Raw genomic sequence first — 21,865 nt, forward strand, 5'->3', positions numbered from 1 at the left:
GTGATGACTTCAAGCGCAAAGTGATGACGCGCTGTGGCGGAGGGACTGGACGACCCATGAGCGACACCGGAGAGCCCATGACCGGCACGGGTGGACACGAGGACGACGAGGAGCCGCGGTGGCTCGACGAGGAGGAGAAGGCCGCGTGGACCGGGCTGATCTCCCTGGTCCTGCTCCTGCCCGGCAAGCTGGAATCGCCCCTCCGGCAGGAGCACGGCCTCACGCTGTTCGAGTACCTCGTGCTCAGCCATCTGTCCGAGGCTCCGGAGCGGAGGCTGCGGATGGGGGAGCTCGCCTTCCTCGCCAGCGGGTCGCTCTCCCGGCTGTCCAACGTCGTCAAGCGCTGCGAGCAACGCGGCTGGGTCGTTCGCACCCCCGACCCGGCGGACGGCCGCTACACCCTGGCCGAACTCACCGACACCGGCTTCGCCGTCGTGGACGTGGCGGCCCCCACCCACCTGCGCGCCGTGCGCCGCGTCGTCCTCGACGCGCTCAACGCGACCGACCGGAGGGCCCTCGCCCGGATCGCCGAGAAGCTCCGCATCGTGCCGGACGACTTCGGCTGACCGCGGTTCCGTGCGGCGGCCCCTCCCGCGACCGGCCGGCCGAGTGGAGCGCGAAGCCCCGGACGTCCACCACGCCGGTGAAGCGCAGCCGGAGCAGCGGAATCGTCGGATCGCCGGGCAACTCGGCCGCCACGTGCGCGAATCCGGCACGGAAGTGGACCCTGATGGCGTCCACCTGCCGCCAGTGCCGGCAGGCGTGACGGTTCAGGCGCCGCCGCAGGTCGTGCTGCGTCGATTCCGGGGGATCCTTCGGCACGGGCCCGTTCTGCCGAGTGCGGTCGGGGTGCGCCGCGATCGTCCGCGACCGGAGAGGCTGAGTGTCCGCGAAGTCGCCCGACGGGCGGGGGACGAGACTTCGCGGACACTCCCTAGTACGGCGGCAGCCGCAGCGCCCCCGTACCCTCGCGTACGTCGTGCACGAGCCGGATCCTCCCCACCGGATTGCCGTGCTCGTCCGTGGTCACCAGGGCCGCGTCGTCGCTGTTGACGCACTGCCCCCGTGCGTCCGGCTCGGGGCAGAACAGGACGTAGCCGGTCTGCCGGTCGACGCGGCCCGGCTCCAGCCGCCAGATCCACTGGTAGGTGCTCATGACCACCCGGGGATAGGTGGCGCGCAGTTGCTCCTTCACCGCGTTCTGCACGGTGTCGCCGAACTCCTGGCGCTCCCGGAACGGGCGGACGACCCGGGCACTCCCCGTCGTGTCGACCCGGCCCGCCGCGATCTCGTAACTCGCCGAGTAGTAGGCGTGCTTGGTGAGCGAACCCAGCAGGTCCGACCGGGTCAGCCGCATCACTGTCGGCCAGGAAGCCTGGCCCCGGTCGCGGCGGTCGGCGACCGACGGGGAGACCACGTTCACGTACGAGGCCTGCGCCTTCGCCAACGTGCTGTCGGCCCCGCTCGCCGTGACCCAGCGCTGGACGCACTCCCCGATCTCGCCGAGCACCCTCGTCACGGTGGCGTTCGTCAGCTCGGCGACCACATAGGGCGGGGTGCCCGTCGGGCCCAGGGCGACGACCTCGTAACCGCAGGCGTCGAAGGCGCCCTTGAGCGTACGGAAGTCCTCGGCCTGCTGCCGCCCGCGCCGCACCGCCTCGGCCAGGACGTCCGCGCAGCCCTCGCGGTCGCACGTTCCCCCGTCGGCCCTGTCCGTGTCGATCCGGAGCCGGACCACGGCGTCGCGGTCGTCGGTCACCGCGAACGTGACCTCCGAGCCGCCGGAGCCCGGAAAGAGCGTGCGCGCCCCGATCGCCCTGAGCTGCCCGGGGAAGTGCTTCTCGGCCAGCTCCTCCGCCGCCCGGCGATCGTCCTTCGTGTCCACCACGCCGCACGCGCCCAGCAGCACGGCCAGGGAACCCGCCAGCGCGCCGGTGAGCCCGGCTCTCCAGCCTCTGCGGCGTGATCCGGCCATGATCTGCTCCTCCACCTGGTCCTGCCTTCGGGTGCTGCCCCCTGGTCCTGTGACCGTAGGCCCCGTCTTCGCGGGCCGGATGAGTACGCCTACTCAACCCCGGTGCGCACAGCGCCCCGAACCCCTCCCGCGCACGCCTGTGATTGGCATGGACCTGACCCTTGAACTCCGCTACAGTCCGGGAACGGCACATCTGAGAGCGCTCTCAAAAAGCACGATCGGATCGCGCTCCCGGACGCCTCCCGTTCCACCCCCACGTCGTTGGAACAACAGGAAGGGCCACTCCCTTGAGACACGCAACCCTGCTGCGCACCGGTCTGTCCGCGCTCCTGGTCATCGGGGCCTGGACCGCCGCCGGCCCGGTGTCCGCCTCCGCCGCGCCCGCCCCCGCCGAGCCTCCCGCCTCCGCCGCCCTGCTCTCCGCCATGCAGCGCGACCTCGGCCTCACCGAGAAGCAGGCCCTCACCCGGCTCGCCGACGAGAAGGCCGCCACCGCCCTGGAGAAGAAGGCGCAGCGCGCTGCCGGCTCCGCCTTCGGGGGCTCCTGGCTCGATGCGAAGTCCGGCAAGCTGACCGTCGCGGTCACCACCGCCGAGAAGGCCGAAGCCGTACGGGCCACCGGTGCCGGCGCCCGGCTCGTCGAGCACTCGGCCAAGAGCCTCGACGCCGCCAAGGCGCGGATCGACGCCCTGAAGGCCCCCTCCGGTGTGAGCAGCTGGCACGTCGACCCGGCCACCAGCCGCGTCGTCGTGAACGTCGTCGCCGCCGAGCAGACTGACAACGATGTCCGCGCCTTCGTCACCAAGGCCCGCAAGGCCGGTCCCGTCACCGTGAGGACGACCGCCGAGGCTCCGCAGACCTTCGCCGCCGGAACGGTCGGCGGCGACCCGTACTACACGGGCAACGTCCGCTGTTCCATCGGCTTCTCCGTGCACGGCGGCTTCGTCACCGCCGGGCACTGCGGCGGCACCGGTCAGCAGGTCCGCGGCTGGGACAACTCCTACATCGGCAACTTCCAGGGCTCGTCCTTCCCCGGTGACGACTACGCCTGGGTGAACGTCGGCAGCGGCTGGTGGACCGTCCCCGTCGTGCTCGGCTGGGGCACCGTCCCGGACCAGCTCGTCCGTGGCTCGAACGAGGCCCCGATCGGCGCCTCTATCTGCCGCTCCGGGTCCACCACGCGCTGGCACTGCGGCCGTGTCCTCGCCAAGAACGAGACCGTCAACTACAGCCAGGGCGCCGTCCACCAGATGACCAAGACGAGCGTCTGCGCCCAGGGCGGTGACTCCGGCGGCTCGTTCATCAGCGGCGACCAGGCCCAGGGCGTCACCTCGGGCGGCTGGGGCAACTGCACCAGCGGCGGCGAGACCTGGTACCAGCCGATCAACGAGATCCTCAACCGGTACGGGCTGAGGCTCCACACCGCGTGATCCCGGGGAGCCGTCCCGCCGCCCTCCCCGGCGGAGCGGCCCCCGGCGTGGCGACGTAGGACCATGGAGCGGCCCCGCCGGTGTGCGGGGCCGCTTCCGTGCGCCACCAGCCCTTCGGCAGCGCATCGTTCACAAGCTATTGACACCCTCTCAGCCTCGGCGCAACACTGGCACCGCTTTGGAGAGCGCTCTCCCAAAGGGATCCCGCGGTCCGCCGGCCTCGTGACGCGCAGGGTGGAGTCTCTTCCCGGCTGCACCGTCCAGCTCACCCTTTCCCCCCACCGTGCACCGAAGTGCAGGGATGAAGAGCGGCATGGAGGCCCCTATGGCGACAAGACTCAACCGATCAACCCTGGTGTCCGTGCTGGTCGTGGCCACCGCCCTGGCGCTCGTCGCGCTCGGGCTGTCCGCGATCGCGAACGCCGGCCCGGGCGCCGCCGACGCGGCCCCGGAGGCGGCCGGCAAGCCCGCCGCGGCCTCGCACGTCGCGCAGGGGCACGCGATGGCGCCGGCCAAGCCCGTGGCCTTCGGGGACGACCCCGACGGCGACGGCTACATACCCGCGGAACCGCCGGTCACGGGCGTGGAGCCGTCCGACGAGATCCCGCCGCACCGCTACTTCCACGAGTTCCAGGCCAACTGCTCGGTCAACCACACCGCCCCGGACGACCCGATCGTCTATCCGGGCCGGGCCGGCGCCTCGCACGACCACACGTTCATGGGCAACGACACGACGAACGCGAACAGCACCACCGCGTCCCTCGGCGCGGGCGGCACCACGTGCCTGGCGCCCGGTGACCGGTCCGCGTACTGGATGCCGACCCTCTACAACGGGAACGAGGAGGTCCGGCCGATCGGCCCCCAGACCATCTACTACAAGGCCGGAGTCACCGACTACCGCACGGTGCGGCCCTTCCCCAAGGGGCTGCGGTTCGTCGTCGGCAGCCCCACGCAGACCGCCGAGGAGTTCCGCAACCACCCCGGCATGGTCGAGGGGTACGAGTGCGGCGAGAGCTACCACAACTACGACTTCCCGGCCGCCTGCCCGACCAGCCGGGACACCCAGCTCAACCTGCGCATGCAGGCGCCCAGTTGCTGGGACGGCAAGTATCTGGACACCCCCGACCACAAGGCCCACATGGCCTACCCGGTCGTGATGGGGGCGAACCAGGACGTCTGCCCGCCGAGCCACCCGGTCGCCCTGCCGATGATCGAGTTCAAGATGGCGTGGCCGGTCAACGGTGACATGTCGCGGGTGAGGCTGGCCAGCGGCACCGGCCACTCCTTCCACTACGACTTCTTCAACGCCTGGGACGACGCCACGCTCGACGCCCTCGTCGACCACTGCATCGTCGGCGCTCTCCAGTGCAACGCCCGTGGCTACGACGAGAACAACCCGGGCGAGGGCGCGGCCCTCGACGAGAACTACGAACTGCCCCGACCCTGACCCCTCCCCGTCGCGTCTCCCTCATGGGCGCACCGCACCCATGAGGGAGAGCGCTCTCCAGATTCCCTCGCACCTCGGTACCCCCACCCGCACCCCGACTCCCGTGAGGAGCTTCTCCCCCCATGATCACGTCCCGTTCTCGACGACCGGCCCGCCCCCGTGGCCGTACCACCGCGCGCCTCGCCGTCGCCGGCCTCCTGGCCGCCGCCGGGGCCGCGCTTCCGGCCCCCGTCGCGCAGGCCGCCGGCAGCGTGGTGAAGGTGACCGGCTCCCAGGGCGCCTGGCAGCTGACCGTGGACGGCACCCCGTACACCGTGAAGGGCCTGACCTGGGGCCCGTCCGTCGCGGACGCCGGGCAGTACATGCCCGACGTGAAGTCGATGGGCGTCAACACGATCCGTACGTGGGGCACCGACGCCACCACGAAACCCCTGCTCGACTCCGCGGCGGCGAACGGCATCAAGGCGATCGCCGGTTTCTGGCTGCAACCGGGCGGCGGTCCCGGCAGCGGCGGCTGTGTGAACTACCTGACGGACACCGCGTACAAGAACGACATGCTCGCCGAGTTCCCGAAGTGGGTGGAGGCCTACAAGGACCACGAGGGCGTCCTCATGTGGAACGTCGGCAACGAGTCGGTGCTCGGTCTGCAGAACTGCTACAGCGGCGCCGCGTTGGAGCAGCAGCGCGACGCCTACACCACCTTCGTCAACGAGGTCGCCAAGAAGATCCACGCGGTCGACCCGAACCACCCGGTCACCTCGACCGACGCGTGGACCGGGGCCTGGCCCTACTACCAGAAGAACGCGCCCGACCTCGACCTGTACGCCGTGAACTCCTACGACGCCGTCTGCGACATCAAGGGCACCTGGGAGAGCGGCGGTTACGACAAGCCCTACATCGTCACCGAGGGCGGGCCCGCCGGTGAGTGGGAGGTCCCGGACGACGCCAACGGCGTACCGGACGAGCCCGGCGACGTCGCGAAGGCCGAGGGCTACCAGCGGGCCTGGGACTGTGTGAACGGGCATCAGGGGGTCTCGCTCGGCGCCACGCTGTTCCACTACGGCACCGAGTACGACTTCGGCGGCGTCTGGTTCAACCTGCTCCCCGCGGGCCAGAAGCGGCTCTCCTACTACGCCGTGAAGGAGGCGTTCGGCGCGGACACGTCCGGTGACAACACCCCGCCGGTCATCAGCGGCATGACCGTCGACAACGCCTCGGCCGTCGAGGCGGGCAAGCCGTTCACGTTCAAGGCGTCCGTCTCCGACCCGGACGGCGACCCGCTCACCCACCAGGTGCTGGTCAACTCCAAGTACATCGACAACGGCGGGCAGTTGACGGAAACGGCCTTCACCGACCGGGGTGACGGCACGTTCGAGGTCACCGCACCGGACAGGCTCGGCGTCTGGAAGGTCTACCTCAAGTCGACCGACGGCAAGGGCAACGTCGGCATCGAGACGAAGTCCTTCAAGGTGGTGCCGCCCCGGGTCGACGGGGTGAACCTGGCCTCCGGGAAGCCCGCCGAGGCCTCGTCCTTCCAGCCGGACAGCGTCGGCTGCCCCTGCCCGGCGGCCAACGCCGTCGACGGTTCCTTCGACACCCGCTGGGCCAGCGAGTGGGCCGACCGGCAGTGGATCCAGGTCGACCTGGGCGCGACCACCTCCTTCGACCATGTCCAGCTGGCCTGGGAGGCGGCCTACGCCAAGGCGTACACGGTCCAGACCTCGGACAACGGCCAGGACTGGAACACCGTCCACACCCAGACGGCGGGCAACGGCGGCATCGATGACATCGAGGTGGCGGGGAACGCCCGCTACGTCCGCGTGAGCGCCTCCGAACGCGGCACCCCGTGGGGCTACTCGCTCTACGAGTTCGGCGTCTACCGGAGCTGATCCGGCAGGGCCACGAAGCCCTCCGCGCCGTCCCATCCCCGCTGTCGGCGCGCAGGGAGCCCGCGGCGGCCACGGACATCCGTGACCGCCGCGGGCTCGTCGCGTCCCCGGCCGTGCCCCACCGGCACGGCGCGGGGGGTAGCGTGCCCGGCATGGATCTTCGCAGCGATACCGTCGAGCGCGCTCAGCGCCTCAAGCACCTGCACGCCGAGCACCGGCCCCTCGTACTGCCGACCGTCTGGGACGTCTGGTCGGCGCGGACGGCGGCCGACGCCGGATTCCCCGCGCTGACGGTCGGCAGCCACCCGCTCGCCGACTCCCGGGGGGCCGACGACCAGGAGGGGCAGACCTTCGAGGAGGTGCTCGCCGCCGTCGCGCCGATCATCGCGGCGGTCGACGTCCCCGTCTCCGTGGACCTGGAGGCCGGCTACGGGCAGCGCCCCGCGGATCTCGTCGCCGGACTCATCGAGGTCGGCGGCGTCGGCCTCAACATCGAGGACACCGTCCACTCGGAGGGCGGACGCCTGCGCACCACGCAGGAGCACGCCACCTACATCGCCGGCCTGCGCGCGGCGGCCGACGACGCGGGGGTCCCGGTCTGGATCAACGGGCGCACCGACCTGTTCCTGCACGCGGAGGATGCCGCCGCCGTCCTCGACGAGGCGATCGAGCGCCTGCGCGCCCTGGAGCAGGCGGGCGCCGACAGCGTCTACCCGGTGCGCATCCAGGACGACGACGCACTGCTCGCGGCGGTGACGGCCGCGGTCTCCGTACCGGTGAACTCCACGGCCCACCCGGTCAAGCACGACCTCGAACGCTTCCGCCGCCTCGGCGTCGGCCGCATCACCTACGGCCCGCTGCTGCAGTTCGCGATGACGGACGCGATGAAGGGCGTGCTCGGGCCGTGGGCCCCCTGAGGGCCGTCCCGCAGTTCCCGGCCGGGGCACGTCGGCAACCGCGGCGCCCCGCCGCGTTGTCGAACAACTCCGGGCGTTCGGTACGCGGACGCTCCCGCGCCTGAGGGCCGGCCCGGGCGACGCACCGCCTCCGGCGCTGTGTGCTGATCCGCCGGGCCGCCTCCGCGGGGCCGGGGCGGCGGCCTTGCGGGCAAGGGTGACCGCCCCGGCCTTCGGACGGCGGCCCCGCCCGTCCAGCCCCGTGCCGCCGCCCCGGCCCGAGTCCGGGGCGGCGGCACGGAACGGCGGTCAGCCGGTGCGGTTGTAGATCGCCGTGCCGGGGCAGGCGGTGACGCCCGAGCGGGTCGCGCAACCGGTGTACTGGCTGGAGCCGTTCCACCAGGCCCAGCCGCCGATGGTGCGGCCGTTGAGCCAGGTGTACTGGCCGTTGTAGTTGGCGTCGTACGTGCGCAGGCTCCAGTGCACGTGGGCTCCGGTCGCCGCCCCGCCGGCGCAGGTGTCGGTGCCGATGTTGCCGAGCAGGGCGCTGCGGGCGATCGATGTTCCGTTGTAGTAGGTGCTGTTCCACATGTGGTAGTAGTCCGTCGAGAAGCCGCCGGGGTGGATCACCCTGGTCCAGCCGCCTCCGGCGCCGCACATCGAGGTCGCCGTTCCCTCCCTGGACGAGCGGACCCGCCCGCTGGCGTTGCCCCCCGCGAAGTCGAGGCTGCTCCAGTAGCCCGTCGAGCCGGTGTGGGAGTGCGCCCCACCGGTGAGCGTCATGTAGTAGTCGGGCATCCACGGCAGCAGCAGTCCGTTGGTGTTGGCGGCCGCGGCCTCCACCGACGGCGTCTCCTGCTGGGGAGTCGCCTTGCGCTGAGCGTACGCCGTCATGGTCTGCCGCTCCGCCGTGCCGACCAGCGGGGATTTCGCCACGTGGTCGGCGAAGGCGCGGTCGCCCTCAAGACCCGGGATCCACTGCCCGTCCTTGCGGTGGGCGATGTAGAGCCAGCCCTCCGGCTCGGCATGGTGGGTGCGGGGCGCTTCGACGTACGCGACGCCGCGAGCCCAGTTCGCCGAGGCCGTACGGACGTCGACGACCACCTTGCGGCTTTCGCCGGCGAGCTTGCTGACGGCGGCCTTCGGGGAGAGGCCTTCGGCATCGTGGGACCGGGAGAGGACGTCTGTGGAGACGGCGTCGATCAGTGTCTGCCGATCGGTGCCCAGGCGGTCGGCCACGGCGGACGGCATCTTCACGGTGACGTCGGGGGAGGGCGACTGGGCGGAGGCCGCGGCGGGCTTCGCGGCGGGGTCGCGGAGAGCCGCCGTCGCCGAGGGTGCGGTGGCGAGCAGGCCGAGGGCGGCGAGGGCGGTGACGGCGGTTCTCACGGACAGTTTGGCGAGCATGGTGGGTGGTGTCCCTTCTGGAGGAGGGGCCCTGACAGGCCGACAGCCGCGCGAGCTGGGTGGAGCGCGCGGCCCACATCAGGAAGTCCATGTCATGTCTGCGCCAAGTCTATGCGCGTAGCTCGCTGAGGGCGACAGGCCCGCGAACCTCCGGTCTCCGATGATCGCTGTCCGCGTCGCGCCCGCTGCGGACGCTCAGTGGTCGGGGAACGGCGGGACCTCGTCCATCAGCCGCAGCAACGTCCGAGCAGGCGTCGCCTCCTCCGGCCGTACGGAGGAGGCGACGCCCTCGATGACCGACCTGCCCGTGTGTACGGCTGACCGCGAGGCCGCCTCCCATCCGCGTTGCCGCTGGAAGCCCGCGTCGTGTCCGCGGCCCCGCGTCGTCGCCGCGGCCGAGTGCCACTGGTCGGTCCGGCAGATGTCTCCCAGAAGGCCGAACACCTCGGCCTTGCAGGCCGTGTGCGGCGACCCGGCCAGTTCGAGAAGGAACGGTACCGTCGGAGCTGTCGCCTCGCCGACGACGAACCCCAGCGCGCAGATGGCGTCGCCCAGGTCGTCGACGGCGAGGCGAGCCGTCCGCTCGTCCCCGTGGGCGATCCGGGACAGCAGGGGAGGGATGCCGTGGGCCGCGGCTCCCGTCGCGTCGCGCAGGTGTCCCCACCGGACCCCGGAGACCCTTTTCAGTGGACTCCCCATGTCCTGCTCCTCGTCAGAGATCCTCGTGCTGGTCCCCGCGGCGCCGCGGACACGGAAGAGACCCGTATACGGAAGAGACCGGCATGTCGTCGAGACCGCGCGAACCGCCCCCGGCCTACCCGGGACGACCCTGACGGAGCGCGTCCCTCATCTCGCTGAGCTTCGCGGCCGTCGCAGGGGTCCACTCCTTCGCCTGCTCACCGAGACGGAGCGCGTTCTCGATCTCGCCGAGTTTCGAGGAGGACAGGACGCCCGCCCGCTCGATCAGGTCGTGACGGGACACGGTGGTCAGCCACGTACAGGGGGCGAGGCCCGGACGCGGGAACGCGAACCGGAGCACCCCGTCGAAGGGCAGTCCGTCCACGGCGCCCACGGGCACTTCGACGCCCAGCCCGGTGACGTCGACACCCGCCCGAGCGACGACCTGCATCACCCGGATCCCGGACGCCTCGTCTCCCGACAGCAGTACGACCGGCCGCAGCTCGTCGAACTCCACCCACCAGACTTCGCCACGTTGCACAGCTCCTCCTGACACGGGACGGCGGGTGGACGCCGCGCGCGTCCGACGCGCTGGGGAGACGGATGGCGGCCTCCGCCGGCCATCGTGTCCGAAGACAGACGATCACGCGGTGCCCGCGGGTCACAGCGTAGCCCCTGCCCGCCGGCGGGAGGCGTTCGCGGATCTGATCGGACCGATGGACGGCCGCCGTCCGCCCCGCCCCGTGCGGCGGAGACGCACACGCCCGCTGAGCGGCACCGGGCGCCGGGGCCGTCCCGCCGGCACGCCTCCGGCCGCGGCGAGGGTTCGCCGCGGCCGGAGGGGGCCGGCCGGAGCGGGCGGGAGCGGGTCAGACGGCCGCCCGGCCGCCGCGCCGCTCAGCGTGCTTCCGGACCAGCTCCGCGTACCGGCGGCCGCTGCTCTTGACCGTACGCCGCTGGGTCGCGTAGTCCACGTGGACCAGGCCGAACCTCTTGTCGTAGCCGTAGGCCCACTCGAAGTTGTCCATCAGCGACCAGGCGAAGTACCCGGCCAGCGGGGCTCCCCGGTCGACCGCGCGGGCGCAGGCGGCGAGGTGCTCCTCCAGGTAGCGGACGCGCTCCGGATCGTGGACCGAGCCGTCCGCCGCGACGACGTCCTCGTAGGCCGAGCCGTTCTCGGTGACGTAGATCCGCCGGACGCCGTACTCCTCGCTCAGGCGCACCAACAGCTGCTCCAGGCCCGCCGCGTGGACCTCCCAGTCCATGTGGGTCAGCCGGGCGCCGGGGACCGGGACCTGCTTGGCGCGCGGAGCGGTTCCGTCCGGGTCCGCGGCGACGATCTGCCGGAAGTAGTAGTTCAACCCCAGCCAGTCCAGCGGGGCGGCGATCGTCTCCAAGTCGCCCGGCCGCACCGGAAGTTCGACGCCGTACTCCTCCACCATGTCCTGCGGGTAGCCGCGCCCCAGGATCGGGTCCAGCCACCAGCGGTTGATGTGGCCGTCGGCCCTGCGGGCCGCGGCCGCGTCGGCCTCGCTCGCACTCGCCGGCTCGATCGGGCTCAGGTTGTTGACGATGCCGATCCGGGCGTCCGAGGACGCCGCCCGGATCGCCCGCACCGCGAGCCCGTGGCCCAGGTGCAGGTGGTAGGAGGCCCGCACGGCGGCGGTCAGGTCGGTGAGCCCCGGCGCCATCCGGCCCTCCAGGTGACCGATCCAGGCCGAGCACAGCGGCTCGTTGAGGGTCGCCCAGTCCTTGACGCGGTCGCCGAGGCGCTCCACCGCATGGGAGGCGTACGCCGCGAAGTGCTCCGAGGTCTCCCGTACGGTCCAGCCGCCCCGGTCCTGGAGGGCCTGCGGAAGGTCCCAGTGGTAGAGCGTGGCGAACGGGGTGACGCCTGCCTCCAGGAGGCCGTCCACCAGCCGGTCGTAGAAGTCCAGGCCGGCCTTGTTGACCGGCCCGTCGCCGCCGGGCACGACGCGCGGCCAGGCGATCGAGAAGCGGTAGGCGTCCGCGCCGAGCTGCTTGATCAGGCCGATGTCCTCGGGGACCCGGTGGTAGTGGTCGCAGGCCACGTCCCCCGTGTCGCCGTTGTCGATCGTGCCGGGGGTGTGCGAGAAGGTGTCCCAGATCGAGGGGGAGCGGCCGTCCTCGGCCACGGCTCCCTCGATCTGGTACGCGGCGGTGGCGACGCCCCAGGTGAAGTCCGCCGGGAGGGCGTTGAGGTCGGACACGTGCTGCCTTTCTGCGGGGGACGCGGGACGGTGTTCGCCGGTGGTGGTCACTTCACGGCTCCCGCGGTGAGTCCGGCGACCAGGTAGCGCTGGAGGAGCAGGAACCCGGCGACGATCGGAACGCTGACGACGAGGGACGCGGCCATGACCTGGTTCCAGTACACGTCGTTCTGCGTGGCGTAGCCCTGGAGGCCGACGGACAGGGTCCGGGTGGCGTCGTTCGTCATGACGGAGGCGAAGAGGACCTCGCCCCAGGCGGTCATGAAGGAGTACACCGACACCGCCACGATGCCCGGGACCGCGGCCGGCACGACGACCCGGAAGAGGGCGCGGACGGGGCCGCAGCCGTCGACCAGGGCCGCTTCGTCGAGATCCCGGGGGATGGAGTCGAAGTACCCGATGAGCATCCAGATGGAGAACGGAAGCGAGAACGTCAGATACGTGAGGATGAGCCCGCCGCGCGAGCCGTACAGCGCGACGCCGGTGCTGTTGCCGATGTTGACGAAGATGAGGAACAGCGGGAGGAGGAAGAGGATCCCCGGGAACATCTGTGTGGACAGCACCGTGACGGTGAAGACCCGCTTGCCCCGGAACCGGTAGCGGCTCACCGCGTAGGCGGAGAACACCGCGATGGTCACCGACAGCACCGTCGCCGAGCCCGCCACGATCAGCGAGTTGACGAAGTACTTGGCGAGCGGAACGGTCTCCCAGATGTCGAAGTACGGCTGGATCGTCAGCGAGGACGGGATCCACTGGAACTTGCCCGACACGTCCTGGAGCGGCTTCAGCGAGCTGCTGACCATCACGTAGACGGGCAGCAGGACGAAACCGGCGAGCAGGGTCAGGACGATGCGGCGGGTCCAGAGGAAGGACTGCGGCGCTGCCATCGGCGAGCGGGTCCGCGACCGGGTGGTGCGGGTCGGCCGCGTGAGGCTAGACATCGGCGCCCTTCCTTCCGCGCGAGGTGAGGAACAGGTAGACGGCCGTCACGACCAGCAGGAACAGCAGCAGCAGGACCGACATCGCGGACCCGGTGCCGAAGTTCCAGGTGACGAACGACGACTGGTAGATGTGGATCGAGATCAGGTCCGCGCTCTCCGGCGCCGATTTCCCGAACAGGACGTACGGCGTGTTGAAGTCGTTGAACGTCCACAGGAAGAGCACGAGGACCAGGACCTGGTTGACCGGGCGCAGCGAGGGCAGGGTGATCCGGCGGATCTGCTGCCAGATGCCCGCGCCGTCGATCGAGGCGGCCTCGTACAGCTCGCGCGGGATGTTCTGGAGCCCGGCCATCAGCATGAGGAAGGCGAACGGCCAGCCCTTCCACACCGAGACGATGATCAGCGTGTAGATGCTGTTGTCGCCGATCAGCCAGAAGGACGGCTCGTCGGTGATGCCGAGCTGGTCGTGCAGGACGTGGTTGATCAGCCCGTTGTCCCGCTGGAACATGAACGCCCAGGTGATGACGGCCGCGTAGACCGGCAGGGCGTACGGGACGAGGAAGATCGCCCGCAGGACGCCCCGCCCCCGGAAGCTCTCCTGGAGGAGGATCGCCGCCGCGGTGCCGAGCAGCCAGGCGAACCCGACCGAGAAGAACGTGAAGACGCACGTCACGAAGAACGAGTGGAGCAGGGCCTCACCGATCGGCGCGTCGAAGTCGACGGCGATGCTGTAGTTGTCGAGGCCCGACCAGGGCGCCGCGCCCCAGTTGTTGATGAAGAACTGCGTGAGCTGCCGGAAGCTCATCACGATCCCGATGACCATCGGGATGATGTGGATGAGCAGTTCGAGCAGGACGGCGGGCAGGAGCAGGAGGTAGGGCAGTCCGCCTCGGCGGATCCGGTCGGGGATGCGCGGCAGTCTCCTGCGCGCACCCCCGGTGCCCCGGCTCGCACCCGTGCCGGTCGACTTGTCGACCTCGGGGTCCGTGGTGACGGTGGCGGTCATGGATCAGGGCCTCACTGCTGCATCGTCTGCTGGGCCTTTTCCAGGCGCGCCTTGACGGATTCCTCGGTCACGGGGCGTCCGGCCGCGGCGTCCGCCCACAGTTCCTTGACCGCCGTGCCCACGGCCGTCTCGAACTGGGACTCGTTCGGGACCTGGGGGAGCGGGGCCGCGCTGGTGGCGAGGGTGTCGCGCAGGACCTTGAGGTCGGGGGCCCCGAACGCGGCATCGGCCTGGGCGGCCTTCACCGGCGGGATCGAGCCGTACGTCTTGTTGAGCAGCTTCTGTTCGGCGTCGCTCGTCATGAACTTCACGAACTTCTTGGCGCCGTCGATGTTCTTCGTGTTCTTGAAGACGGCCATGTTGATGCCGGCGACCATGGAGTTGGTCTGCTTGCCCGCGCCCGGTGCGCCGGCGGGGACCGGCACCGGGGCCGCGCCCCAGTCCTCGGGCTTCATGCCCTGGGCGGCGAAGGTGGAGGCGGCGGCCTGCCACAGCACCATCGCCGTCTTCCCCTTGGCGAAGTCGGTGAGCGACTGGTTCTGGGCGTACTCGGCGTTGCCGGGCGCGATGATCTTGTCCTTGGCCATGAAGTCGACGTACTGCTTCACCGCCGCGACCGCACCGTCCGAGGTGAAGGTCGCCTTGCCGTCCTGGTCGAAGAAGTCGGCGCCGTGCTGCTGGCCCAGGACGAAGGTCTGGTGGATGTTGTTGGAGAGGTTGCCGCCCTCGGCGCCCAGCCCCCACTTGCCGTCCTTGGATATCTTCTTGCCGGCCGCGACCAGCTCGTCCCAGGTGGCCGGGGGCTTCTCGACGCCCGCCTCGGCGAACATCTTCTTGTTGTAGTAGAGGGCGTACGCCAGCGAGTACAGCGGCACCGCGGCGGGCGGCTCACCCTCCTTGCCGGCCGAGGCGACCGCCGAGTCGACGAAGCGGTCCCGGCCGCCGATCGCCTCGAAGTTCTTCTCGTCCCACGGCAGGAGCGCGCCGGTCGCCTGGAGCGAGGCCGACCAGGTGTTGCCGATGTTCAGCACGTCCGGGCCCTGGCCGGAGCTGGTGGCGGCGAGGATCCGGTTCAGCAGGTCGGCCCACGGCACGACCTCCAGCTTCACCTTGATCCCGGTCTCCTTCTCGAACTTCTTCAGCTCGGGAGTGAGGATCTCCTTGTCGGCCTCGATGCTGGGGCCCTGGTTGGACGCCCAGTAGGTGAGGGTCTTCGGCGACTCGTTGCTGCCGCCCGAAGTGGTCCCGCCGCCACAGCCGGTGGCGGCTACGGCGATGGCGAGGGCGAGGGTGGCGGTGCTTGCGGCTCTGACATGACGCATGTGAGGTGGCCCCTTTCCGGGGATGGCTGCGTTCGGGAACCGAACGGCCTCCATGACTTAATTTATGCCGTGATTTAAGAGGTGAGAGAAGGTCGCGTCAAGGCCTGGGGCCGGGGTATGTTCCTGGACGGGAAGGAGCAACATGGCCGAGCGCAACAGACGGACCGTGCGTGACCTGCGAAGGGGCAATCGGGCGCGGGTATTGCAACGGTTGTATTTCGACGGCCCGCTGAGCCGCCAGGAGCTCGGACCGGTCACGGGGCTGAGTTCGGGTTCCATCAGCAACGTCGTCGCGGAACTCTCCGCCGAGGGGCTCCTGGAAGAGGCCGGCGTCGTCGACTCGGACGGCGGCCGCCCCCGTACGCTGCTGCGCGTCGCCCCCGACGGCGGACTGCTCGTCGGCATCGACATCGGCGAGACCCGGGTGCGCGTCGAGCTGTTCGACCTCTCCCTGACCGAACTGGCCCGCACCGAGCGGCTGCTGGCCCAGCACGGTTACGACGTGGACCGCATCGTCGCCCACGTCCGCACCGGCGTCGCGGACGTGCTGCGCGACGCGGGCGCCGACCCGCGCCGGCTGCTCGGCATCGGCATCGGTGTCCCCGGCATCATCGAGCGCGACGGCCCCGAAGGGCCCGACGGCTCCCGGAGCGCGGTGGTCCACGGCCAGACCATCGGCTGGCGTGCGGTCCCCTTCGAGCAGTTGCTGCGCGAAGCCGTGGACGTGCCGCCCGAGGTGCCGCTGTTCATCGACAACGGCGCCAGGACGCTCGGCCAGGCCGAGATGTGGTTCGGCGCCGGGCGGGGCGCGGGCGCCGCCGCCATCGCCCTCATCGGCTCGGGCGTCGGCGCGTGCGTCGACCACGGGGACATCCTCGACGAGGACCGCATGAGCCTCGCTCTCGAATGGGGGCACACCACCGTGCAGTTGCGCGGCCGGCGGTGCCGCTGCGGCTCCATCGGCTGTCTGGAGGCGTACGCGGGCGCGGAGGCCCTGCGCGAGCGGTGGCGCGAGGCGGGCGGCCCGCTCCCGGAGGACGCCGACGACGAGACGGCGCTGGCCGCCCTGCTCGCCGCCGCCTACCCGGGGCGCCGCGGTCCGGCCCCGGACCAGGTGGCGCTCTCGCTGCTGGACGAGACGGCCGAGTGCCTCGGAGCGGCCCTCGCGGACCTGATCAACCTCTTCCTGCCCGAGCGGATCCTGATCGGCGGCTGGGCCGGTCTGCTCATCGGCCCCCGCCTGCTGCCCGACATCCGCCGGTACGCGAACGCGTACGCCCTGCGCCACGCGGCGGCCCGTACCACCATCGAGATGGGCCGCCTCGGCCCGGACGCGGTCACCGTCGGCGCGGCGACGCTCCCGCTCGCGGACTTCCTCACCCGGGGCGGCAGCCGCCCCGCGCCGGGCGCCTCCGGCGAGCCGCCCCGTACGGCCGTCCAAGCCGTCCGGGAACGTCACCGCACCTCGACCGGGGTGAGCGACTGAGCGGGGCGCGCCCATGACGTTCACGCCGCCCGCGTGCCCGTCTGTCCGCCCAACGCACCGGTCGGCCCGGTCTCCTCGGCCACCTCGCGCAGGACGGCCCGCTCCGGATCCTCGCCCGGCGCGATGCCGCCCGCGGGCACCTGGGTGCCTGCCTCGGGAGGGTCCGCATGGTCGAACACCGGCAGGGCGGGGGAGGGGTGACGGAGGATCACACAGGCGGCTACCCGGAGGGGCGGGCCGGTCGGAGGCGTGGTCGTCCGGGCGTCCCCGCCCATCTCCGCGCACCCCCGCCCGGCCCCGGCTGGACCCGGATCAGGCGGAGCCCCGCACCACCAGCTCCGGTTCGAAGATCACGGAGGTCACCGGACCGTCCGGCCGGGCCAGCCGGTCCAGCAGGAGGCGCGTCATCTCGGCGGCCATCCCCTCCACCGGCTGGCGGACCGTGGTCAGCGGCGGGCGGCAGGCCAGGGCCGCGCTGCTGTCGTCGAAACCCACCACCGCGACGTCCCCCGGAATCGAGCGGCCGTGCTCCCGCAGGACGTGACAGGCGCCCAGGGCCATCAGGTCGTTGGCGGCGAAGACCCCGTCCAGGTCCGGGTGTTCCGCCAGGAGCCGCTCCATCGCCCGCTCGCCGCTCTCCTGGGTGAACCGGCCCTCGACGACGGGGACGTACGGGTGCCCGTGGCGTGCCATGGTGTCCTGGAAACCCGTCAGACGTGCGTGCCCCGCCGGCACGTCCAGCGGGCCGCTGATCGTCGCGATCCGGCGGCAGCCCCGGTCCAGGAGATGCTCGGCCGCCAACCGGGCGCCGTCCTGGTGCGCGAGGTCGACATAGCTCACCGGGACCGGCCGGGCCGGGCGCGCGTACAGCACGGCCGCCAGGCCGGCGTCCGCGATCAGACCGGGCAGCGGGTCCTCGGCGTGCGTCGAGACGACCAGGGCCCCGTCCGCGCGGCCCTGCCTCAGGTAGGCCACCACCTCCTCGCGGGCCCGCGAGGTCTCCGCGAACATCAGCACCGGGTGCATGCCGCGCGGACGCAGGTAGTCGACCACGCCGGTCACCACCCGCCCGAAGAACGGGTCGGCGAACACCTGCGCGGTGAACGACCCCGAACCCCCGCCGCTGTCCTCGTCCTTCCCGAAGGCCCGGCCTCCGGACCGGGTCCCGGTTCCGGCGCCGTCCCCCGTCCCGCCCCCGTCGCGGTGCTCCTCACCCTCCCCTTGTGCCGACGCTCCGGTGCCGGAGTCCGCCCGGGCCGTCTCCGGCTCGACGCCCGCGCCCGACACCACCAGGGCGATGGCGTCCGCCCGCCGGGTCACCAGGGACCTGGCCGCCCGGTTGGGGGTGTAGCCGGTCACCGACACGGCCCGACGCACGGCCTCCTGGATCACCGGGTCCACATTGCGCACCCCGTTGACGACCCGGGAGACGGTGGCGCGCGAGACGCCCGCCGCCCGCGCCACGTCCTCCAGGGTGGGCGCTCCGGCGGAGCGCGGATCATCCGTCATGAGCGCCTTTATAGCACTCGCGGAGAGCGCTCTCCATCCGTCGGGTCGAGGCGAGGAGCCGGGCCGGTCGGCAGCGGGACGGGTCGCGGGGGAGGAGTCGAGCGGAGGGAAGTGCCCGGGCGGAGTGTGCCGGGGTGCGCGCCGGAGTCGAAGGCGGCCGGACCGCCGGGGATCGGAATCCGGCCACGGACCGGCCGAGTATCACGTTTTGCTTGTGATCAGTCACTGTGCGGACCTACGTTGCCCCTTGCGACATGACCCGAAGCCAGTGGGGGAGCCACGTATGGCCGCGAACGGACGGCACCGCAGATACCAGCCGAGCCGGATCAACCGTGCCTCGCTCACCGTGACGGCGAGCGGCGCGGGCATCGCGCTCCCGCTCATCACCGCGGCGTCGGCGGGAGCCGCACCGGTCGAGGTCTGGGAGAAGGTCGCCGCCTGCGAGTCCAGCGGCGATTGGTCCGTCAACACGGGCAACGGCTACTACGGCGGTCTCCAGTTCAGCGGCTCCACCTGGGCCGCCTACGGCGGCACGCAGTACGCGCCGCGCGCCGACCTCGCCACCCGGGACCAGCAGATCGCCATCGCCGAGAAGGTCCTGGACGGCCAGGGTCCCGGCGCCTGGCCCACCTGCTCCGTACCGGCGGGGCTCACCCGGGGCGGGGACGCGCCCGGCGCCGCCCCGGACTCGGGGCCCGACACCCAGAGCGCGGGACGCAGCACCGTCCGGGCCGCGGCACCGCAGAGCGCGCCGCCCCGGCAGCCGCGGACCCGCCCCGTCGAGACGACGCCCACCCATGTGCCGGGCAAACGCGACTCGTACACCGTCGCGAGCGGCGACTCCCTCTCCGGGATCGCCTCCGCCCAGCGGGTACGCGGGGGCTGGCAGGGCCTCTACGCGGCCAACCGCACCGTCGTCGGGGCCGACCCGGACCTGATCTTCCCCGGGCAGCGGCTCAGCCTCGACCAGAGCCGGGCGCCGAAGGCGGGGGAGGGGAAGAAGTCCGCACAGCCCGAGCGGAAGGCCGCCCCGAAGCCCCCGGCGGGCACGGCGGAGGCCAGGAAAGCGGATCGGCCCCGGGCCGCGCCCAAGAAGGAAGCACCCGCGCAGGCCGCGCCGAAGAAGGAGGCCCCGAAGCAGCAGGCCCCCGAGAAGGCGGCCCCGAAGCAGCAGGCGCCCAAGAAGGAAGCGCCCGCGAAGGAGCGTTCCGCTCCGGAGCGCGCCGTCAAGCACTCCGGTTTCAGCGCACCGGTCTCCGCCGGCACCGGCACTCCCTACCGGCAGGCCGGCGGCTGGTCCAGCGGCTACCACACAGGCGTCGACTTCCCCGTGCCCACCGGGACATCGGTGAAGTCGGTGGCTCCGGGCCGCGTCGTCTCGGCCGGCTGGGCGGGAGCGTACGGCTACGAGGTCGTCATCCGGCACAACGACGGCAAGTACAGCCAGTACGCCCATCTCTCCGCGCTCCATGTGCGCGCCGGCCAGTCGGTCTCCGGCGGGCAGCGCATCGCGCGCTCCGGCTCCACGGGCAACAGCACCGGCCCGCACCTGCACTTCGAGATCCGCACGGGCCCCGGCTACGGCTCGGACGTCGACCCGCTCGCCTACCTCCGGGCAGGCGGCGTCAGGGTCTGAACCGCCCGGTCGGAGCGGGAGCGGCGCAGGGTGGCCCCACCGCGCCGCTGCTTCGCGAGCGAGCCCGGCGCGGGCGCGCCGAACTCCAGCTGCGGCACCGCCTGCCCCGGCGGCAGGGGCGACGGCAGCCTCGTCACCGGAAGCCGCCCCAACGGCGGTTCCGGCGCGACCGGTGACGGCGGGGACGGGGCCGCAGCCACTCCGTCCGTGCACGGCTCCTCGGCGTGCTCCGTGCGCAGCCGCTCCCGCGTCAGCATGATCAGGCCGCCGGCGGCCAGCGCCCCGCAGGAGAGGGCCAGGACCGTGCCGGGGACGCCGAGGCGGAAGTGCTCGCCGAACAGCGTGAGACCGATCGCCGCGGCCACCACCGGGTTGACCACCGTCACCGTCGCGAGCGGGGCGGTGAGGCCCGCGCCCCGGTAGGCCGCCTGGGAGAGGAACAGCCCCGCCGCCGCGAGCCCGGCGATCACCAGCAGCGGCAGCGCGCCCGAGCGCACCGAACCGGACGTCCACTCCACCGCCACGGTCTTCGTGAACACCGAGGCCATGCCGAACGCCGCACCCGCGCCCGTGGCCAGCACGATGCTGCGCAGGACCGGTCGGCGCAGCGTACGGGCGAGCACGACGAGCGCGCCGACGGCCCCGAACGTCACCGAGGCCAGCAGCGCCTGCTCGGGACCGTTCAGGGTGTGCGGTTCGGCGTTCCCCGTGAGCGCCAGCAGTCCGCCGAGGCCGGCCGTCGCCATCAGGGCGCCCCGCCAGGCGGTCGCCCCCGCCCTGCGCCCGACGAACAGCGCCGCCATCGGCAGGGCGAAGACGATCGTCAGCGCGCCGAGCGGCTGGACCAGGCTGAGCGGGCCGTAGGCGAGTGCCACCACGTGCAGGACCGCACCGGCCCCGTTGAGGAGGACGGCGGCCCACCACACGCCGTTGCGCAGCAGCGCCTGCCACGCGTTGTCACCGGTCGCGGCCACGCGCTCCTGGATGATCGCCCCGGCCGCGTAGGCGACCGCGGAGACCAGTGACAGCAGCACGGACAACGCAAGGGAGCTCATGTACACCACGATGTCCCGTCCGGGGCCCCACGTCGTCGTCCTTGAGACTGCACTTCGGCCTACTGCCCCAGTAGTACGACCGAAGCAACGACGTCCTCCTCCCGACGGTAGTCCTCTCGTCCCCCGGCGTCAGAAGTTGTCGCCGGACGGATACGGTGAGCCGCGACGGCGATACCGCCGGTGGCCGAGGAGCGGGTCACGGGCGCGGGGCGCGGGCGGGCCGGGAATCGAGGGGGAGCGGGGCATGGACCTGGTGCTACTGGCGTCGGTCGGGGGGTTCTTCGCGTTGCGCACCACGCCGGTGCCGGGCGGTGGACACCGTCCGCTGGAGGAGGTGTACGCGGGGGACGGCGGCCCGCTCGCCGCGCGTGTCGACAAGGTCGCGGCACGCCTCGCGGCCCCCGAGCGCAGGGTCGCCGCCTCCATCGCCCATCTCGGTCTCGCCGCCCGGCTCTGGTCCCTCGCGCTGGGCCCGGCCGCTCTCTTCGGGCGGATCCCCGCCCTGGCCCCCGCGGACCTGTCCTGGGACCCGTCGGCCACCTCGCCGGACGACCTGTGGCTCGCGGGGACGGCCGAGCTGCCCGGCACGGCGGCCCGGATCCGCGAGGAGGTCCAGTACGGGCACCTGGACCCGCTGTCCGAGGCGTTCCGGCGCGACGGCGCGATCTCCCCCCAGTTGCTGCGGGGCAACGCGGGGTCCGCGCTCGCCGGAGCCGTACGCGAACTCGTCGCCTTCGCGAAGGCCCATGACCGGCCGGACGTGGCCGCACGGGCCCGCGCGCTGGCGGCCGAACTCTTCGACGACGAGGCGCTGCGCCACACCGGGGCCCCGCACGGTCCGGCGTTCCGGCGGCGCAGCTGCTGCCTGTACTGGCGTTGCCCGGGCGGCGGGCTGTGCGGGGACTGCGTGTTCGACCGGGCGCCCGTTCGGCGGACCGAGCGGCGGTAGCCGCGCCT

18 protein-coding genes and 1 pseudogene are annotated in these 21,865 nt (G+C 72.1%); 8 read left to right on the forward strand and 11 right to left on the reverse strand.

The annotated features are described in order from the left end of the window. Positions 1 to 56: 56 nt before the first annotated feature. A complete protein-coding gene (locus tag DTB53_RS21115; protein ID WP_042495560.1) occupies positions 57 to 566 on the forward strand; it encodes a MarR family winged helix-turn-helix transcriptional regulator in 510 nt (169 codons plus the stop codon). A 368-nt stretch (positions 567 to 934) separates the two neighbouring features. Here DTB53_RS21115 and DTB53_RS21120 read toward each other — a convergent pair whose 3' ends face one another. Next, positions 935 to 1,975 (reverse strand): SCO7460 family lipoprotein, encoded by a 1,041-nt coding sequence (locus tag DTB53_RS21120; RefSeq protein ID WP_012378046.1) that lies wholly within the window; start codon positions 1,973 to 1,975, stop codon positions 935 to 937. 287 nt (positions 1,976 to 2,262) lie between these two features. Here DTB53_RS21120 and DTB53_RS21125 point away from each other — a divergent pair, with 287 nt between their 5' ends. The 4 genes from DTB53_RS21125 to DTB53_RS21140 all read left to right on the forward strand — a co-directional run bounded on the left by DTB53_RS21125 (position 2,263) and on the right by DTB53_RS21140 (position 7,658). Further along, entirely contained in the window at positions 2,263 to 3,405 is a 1,143-nt protein-coding gene (locus DTB53_RS21125; protein WP_012378045.1) for a S1 family peptidase, read from the forward strand. Between the two features lie 325 nt (positions 3,406 to 3,730). After that, on the forward strand, positions 3,731 to 4,852 hold the full coding sequence (locus DTB53_RS21130; RefSeq protein ID WP_012378044.1) for a DUF1996 domain-containing protein: 1,122 nt from the start codon (positions 3,731 to 3,733) through the stop codon (positions 4,850 to 4,852). Between the two features lie 122 nt (positions 4,853 to 4,974). Next, positions 4,975 to 6,741, forward strand: coding sequence for a discoidin domain-containing protein (locus DTB53_RS21135; protein ID WP_012378043.1), 1,767 nt, complete (start codon positions 4,975 to 4,977; stop codon positions 6,739 to 6,741). Between the two features lie 152 nt (positions 6,742 to 6,893). Further along, positions 6,894 to 7,658 (forward strand): isocitrate lyase/PEP mutase family protein, encoded by a 765-nt coding sequence (locus DTB53_RS21140; RefSeq protein ID WP_003964639.1) that lies wholly within the window; start codon positions 6,894 to 6,896, stop codon positions 7,656 to 7,658. Positions 7,659 to 7,946: 288 nt separating this feature from the next. On the opposite strand, the gene DTB53_RS21145 is transcribed toward DTB53_RS21140, so the two are convergent. The 7 genes from DTB53_RS21145 to DTB53_RS21175 form a co-directional block, all read right to left on the reverse strand. Then, positions 7,947 to 9,044 carry a M23 family metallopeptidase gene (locus DTB53_RS21145; protein ID WP_012378042.1) on the reverse strand — a complete coding sequence of 366 codons (1,098 nt, stop codon included), beginning with the start codon at positions 9,042 to 9,044 and terminating at the stop codon, positions 7,947 to 7,949. Positions 9,045 to 9,239: 195 nt separating this feature from the next. Continuing rightward, entirely contained in the window at positions 9,240 to 9,743 is a 504-nt protein-coding gene (locus DTB53_RS21150) for a hypothetical protein (RefSeq protein WP_012378041.1), read from the reverse strand. A 115-nt stretch (positions 9,744 to 9,858) separates the two neighbouring features. Beyond that, the gene (locus DTB53_RS21155) at positions 9,859 to 10,263 is read right to left on the reverse strand and encodes a type II toxin-antitoxin system PemK/MazF family toxin (RefSeq protein WP_012378040.1); all 405 of its coding nucleotides are present in this window, start codon (positions 10,261 to 10,263) and stop codon (positions 9,859 to 9,861) included. Positions 10,264 to 10,591: 328 nt separating this feature from the next. Next, the gene (locus DTB53_RS21160) at positions 10,592 to 11,953 is read right to left on the reverse strand and encodes a GH1 family beta-glucosidase (RefSeq protein ID WP_042498136.1); all 1,362 of its coding nucleotides are present in this window, start codon (positions 11,951 to 11,953) and stop codon (positions 10,592 to 10,594) included. A gap of 47 nt (positions 11,954 to 12,000) precedes the next feature. Beyond that, positions 12,001 to 12,894, reverse strand: a complete 894-nt coding sequence (locus DTB53_RS21165; RefSeq protein WP_003964634.1) for a carbohydrate ABC transporter permease — start codon at positions 12,892 to 12,894, stop codon at positions 12,001 to 12,003. Next, positions 12,887 to 13,900: a carbohydrate ABC transporter permease gene (locus tag DTB53_RS21170; protein ID WP_012378037.1), complete on the reverse strand. Its 1,014-nt coding sequence runs from the start codon at positions 13,898 to 13,900 to the stop codon at positions 12,887 to 12,889. The genes DTB53_RS21165 and DTB53_RS21170 overlap by 8 nt, the downstream gene beginning before the upstream one ends. 11 nt (positions 13,901 to 13,911) lie before the next feature. Next, positions 13,912 to 15,222: an ABC transporter substrate-binding protein gene (locus tag DTB53_RS21175; RefSeq protein ID WP_012378036.1), complete on the reverse strand. Its 1,311-nt coding sequence runs from the start codon at positions 15,220 to 15,222 to the stop codon at positions 13,912 to 13,914. 142 nt (positions 15,223 to 15,364) lie between these two features. Between DTB53_RS21175 and DTB53_RS21180 the strand changes: the two genes are divergently transcribed. Continuing rightward, complete coding sequence (locus tag DTB53_RS21180) at positions 15,365 to 16,708, forward strand: ROK family transcriptional regulator (protein WP_012378035.1); 1,344 nt, start codon at positions 15,365 to 15,367, stop codon at positions 16,706 to 16,708. A gap of 53 nt (positions 16,709 to 16,761) precedes the next feature. Here the strand turns inward: DTB53_RS21180 and DTB53_RS21185 are convergent. Continuing rightward, positions 16,762 to 16,983: pseudogene (locus DTB53_RS21185) on the reverse strand (NUDIX domain-containing protein); the annotation flags it as partial. A 37-nt stretch (positions 16,984 to 17,020) separates the two neighbouring features. Continuing rightward, on the reverse strand, positions 17,021 to 18,217 hold the full coding sequence (locus tag DTB53_RS21190) for a LacI family DNA-binding transcriptional regulator (RefSeq protein ID WP_012378033.1): 1,197 nt from the start codon (positions 18,215 to 18,217) through the stop codon (positions 17,021 to 17,023). 283 nt (positions 18,218 to 18,500) lie between these two features. Here DTB53_RS21190 and DTB53_RS21195 point away from each other — a divergent pair, with 283 nt between their 5' ends. Further along, a complete protein-coding gene (locus tag DTB53_RS21195; protein WP_012378032.1) occupies positions 18,501 to 19,853 on the forward strand; it encodes a transglycosylase family protein in 1,353 nt (450 codons plus the stop codon). Here the strand turns inward: DTB53_RS21195 and DTB53_RS21200 are convergent. Then, positions 19,823 to 20,908, reverse strand: coding sequence for a DMT family transporter (locus DTB53_RS21200; RefSeq protein WP_042498130.1), 1,086 nt, complete (start codon positions 20,906 to 20,908; stop codon positions 19,823 to 19,825). The two genes, DTB53_RS21195 and DTB53_RS21200, sit on opposite strands and share 31 nt — an antisense overlap. A 244-nt stretch (positions 20,909 to 21,152) precedes the next feature. On the opposite strand from DTB53_RS21200, the gene DTB53_RS21205 reads away from it, so the two are divergent. Continuing rightward, positions 21,153 to 21,857, forward strand: a complete 705-nt coding sequence (locus DTB53_RS21205) for a (2Fe-2S)-binding protein (RefSeq protein ID WP_012378030.1) — start codon at positions 21,153 to 21,155, stop codon at positions 21,855 to 21,857. Positions 21,858 to 21,865 lie beyond the last annotated feature (8 nt).

It is taken from the genome of Streptomyces griseus (genome assembly GCF_900460065.1).
Lineage (GTDB): Bacteria > Actinomycetota > Actinomycetes > Streptomycetales > Streptomycetaceae > Streptomyces > Streptomyces griseus.

Excerpts from the sequence above, each read along its gene's own strand:
- DTB53_RS21195 (WP_012378032.1), top strand. The coding sequence starts at position 18,501 with ATGGCCGCGAACGGACGGCACCGCAGATACCAGCCGAGCCGGATCAAC.
- DTB53_RS21205 (WP_012378030.1), top strand. The coding sequence starts at position 21,153 with ATGGACCTGGTGCTACTGGCGTCGGTCGGGGGGTTCTTCGCGTTGCGC.
- DTB53_RS21135 (WP_012378043.1), top strand. The coding sequence starts at position 4,975 with ATGATCACGTCCCGTTCTCGACGACCGGCCCGCCCCCGTGGCCGTACC.
- DTB53_RS21180 (WP_012378035.1), top strand. The coding sequence starts at position 15,365 with ATGGCCGAGCGCAACAGACGGACCGTGCGTGACCTGCGAAGGGGCAAT.
- DTB53_RS21165 (WP_003964634.1), bottom strand. The coding sequence starts at position 12,894 with ATGTCTAGCCTCACGCGGCCGACCCGCACCACCCGGTCGCGGACCCGC.
- DTB53_RS21130 (WP_012378044.1), top strand. The coding sequence starts at position 3,731 with ATGGCGACAAGACTCAACCGATCAACCCTGGTGTCCGTGCTGGTCGTG.
- DTB53_RS21175 (WP_012378036.1), bottom strand. The coding sequence starts at position 15,222 with ATGCGTCATGTCAGAGCCGCAAGCACCGCCACCCTCGCCCTCGCCATC.
- DTB53_RS21140 (WP_003964639.1), top strand. The coding sequence starts at position 6,894 with ATGGATCTTCGCAGCGATACCGTCGAGCGCGCTCAGCGCCTCAAGCAC.
- DTB53_RS21120 (WP_012378046.1), bottom strand. The coding sequence starts at position 1,975 with ATGGCCGGATCACGCCGCAGAGGCTGGAGAGCCGGGCTCACCGGCGCG.
- DTB53_RS21115 (WP_042495560.1), top strand. The coding sequence starts at position 57 with ATGAGCGACACCGGAGAGCCCATGACCGGCACGGGTGGACACGAGGAC.
- DTB53_RS21190 (WP_012378033.1), bottom strand. The coding sequence starts at position 18,217 with ATGACGGATGATCCGCGCTCCGCCGGAGCGCCCACCCTGGAGGACGTG.
- DTB53_RS21200 (WP_042498130.1), bottom strand. The coding sequence starts at position 20,908 with ATGAGCTCCCTTGCGTTGTCCGTGCTGCTGTCACTGGTCTCCGCGGTC.
- DTB53_RS21170 (WP_012378037.1), bottom strand. The coding sequence starts at position 13,900 with ATGACCGCCACCGTCACCACGGACCCCGAGGTCGACAAGTCGACCGGC.
- DTB53_RS21150 (WP_012378041.1), bottom strand. The coding sequence starts at position 9,743 with ATGGGGAGTCCACTGAAAAGGGTCTCCGGGGTCCGGTGGGGACACCTG.
- DTB53_RS21145 (WP_012378042.1), bottom strand. The coding sequence starts at position 9,044 with ATGCTCGCCAAACTGTCCGTGAGAACCGCCGTCACCGCCCTCGCCGCC.